1 protein-coding gene and 2 pseudogenes are annotated in these 1,337 nt (G+C 63.0%); 2 read left to right on the plus strand and 1 reads right to left on the minus strand.

What is annotated here, in order from left to right:
* The first annotated feature begins 202 nt into the window (after positions 1-202).
* Positions 203-922, plus strand: a complete 720-nt coding sequence (locus HKK72_RS40415) for a hypothetical protein (protein ID WP_222721703.1) — start codon at positions 203-205, stop codon at positions 920-922.
* A 135-nt stretch (positions 923-1,057) separates the two neighbouring features.
* Here HKK72_RS40415 and HKK72_RS41930 read toward each other — a convergent pair.
* Positions 1,058-1,183 (minus strand): annotated as a pseudogene (locus HKK72_RS41930) (transposase); the annotation flags it as partial.
* Here HKK72_RS41930 and HKK72_RS39325 point away from each other — a divergent pair.
* Positions 1,171-1,326, plus strand: a pseudogene (locus tag HKK72_RS39325) (transposase); the annotation flags it as partial. The pseudogenes HKK72_RS41930 and HKK72_RS39325 sit on opposite strands and share 13 nt — an antisense overlap.
* Between the last annotated feature and the right edge of the window lie 11 nt (positions 1,327-1,337).

Genomic DNA, 1,337 nt, shown 5'->3' on the forward strand with positions numbered 1-1,337 from the left:
CAGCAACCGGTGTCCACGATCACGGTGGAACCCCCCCGCTCCACCATCACCACAAGCGGCAGACTACCGATCAAACCAAATGAGACGAGCTCTAAGCCGTCGTTGGCGAAGAACTGCCGCGCCCACCAACCGCCAGGTGTGGCCAGAACTTACCTGCATCCGCTGCTAACTATCGTTGACGAAGCCGCGATACCATCCACAAATGCCGAACGCCCCTAGGTACGCCGCATTCCGCACCGGTCTCCTGTGGGTCCTGGTGGGTTGGTTATTCCTGGTCCTGCTTGTCTCCTTGGGCTGGTCCTGGTTCAGTGCTCTGGAATTTGACGAGCGCTGCAACCAAGGCATCGTGGAAGGTCCCGGACAATTGCAAGACATTCGGCGGCCGGCGTTTCCTCCGGCCGTCATTTGCGAATACACACAAGGAGAGATTTCTGCAGGCGGCACCGGGCTGCTCGGTGCGGTCATGTGGCTCAGCTTGATACTCCTGGTCTTGGCCGTTCTGCTGGCGCTGCTGGCCGAATGCGTCGAATCGCCTGCCGGAGCCCGACTGACCAGCCCCATCTCCCGGCGGGACAAGCTGCACCGTACGAGCGCGGTCTTTGTTGCGACCGCCTTCCCATTCCTTTTGATCTACGGCCTGGCGGCATGGCCACTGATCACCGGTCCGTCATCGTCGTGTGGGGCCAGAGGGGAATGGCTGGGCCATCCACCGAAGACCTTGGAGTACAGTCTATTCCCGCCTCAGGCGACCTGCCAGTATGCAAGCGGGATGACCTCTGAGCTGAACCCGGGCTGGGTTGTGGTTCTCGCGACGGCGTTGTCCATACCCATGGCGATCGCAGGAACTAGCGTGGTGCTGGCATGGCACCGTAGGCGCCTGGAACGACGGGCCACCCAGCAATGCCATACAGCACCGGGCTAATGCAGCGTTAGAAAATCGGCCTGCCCCGACCCCGGAGAGGCGTTCCGGGGGCCACGTGTGCGTGTAGTAGGAAGCCATCTCATTTGGTGAGTTGGCGCTAGCAGATGAGGGCTGCGGCGATGCCGATAGACCGGGGAGCTCGGCCTTGCGTTCGTAGCGGCGGTGCAGGCGTCGAACGCCGTTCAGCCATGCCATGGTGCGCTCGACCACCCAGCGCTGCCGGCCGAGGCGGTTGGAGCGCTCGATGCCGCGGCGGGCGACACCGCTGGGTCGTGGAAAGAACGGTCTCCTGGCTGGCCGCCTTCCGCCGCCTGCACCGCCGCTACGAACGCCACGCTGCCCACTTCCTGGTCTTCGTCGGTATCGCCGCTGCCCTGATCTGCTACCGCCGACTCACCAAATGAGACGACTTCTA

Origin of the sequence: Actinomadura sp. HBU206391 (assembly GCF_014323665.1) — a bacterium.
Classification (GTDB): Bacteria; Actinomycetota; Actinomycetes; order Streptosporangiales; family Streptosporangiaceae; genus Actinomadura_C.

Bases quoted from the DNA above. Each gene is read 5' to 3' on its own strand.
- HKK72_RS40415 (WP_222721703.1), top strand. From the start codon at position 203: ATGCCGAACGCCCCTAGGTACGCCGCATTCCGCACCGGTCTCCTGTGG.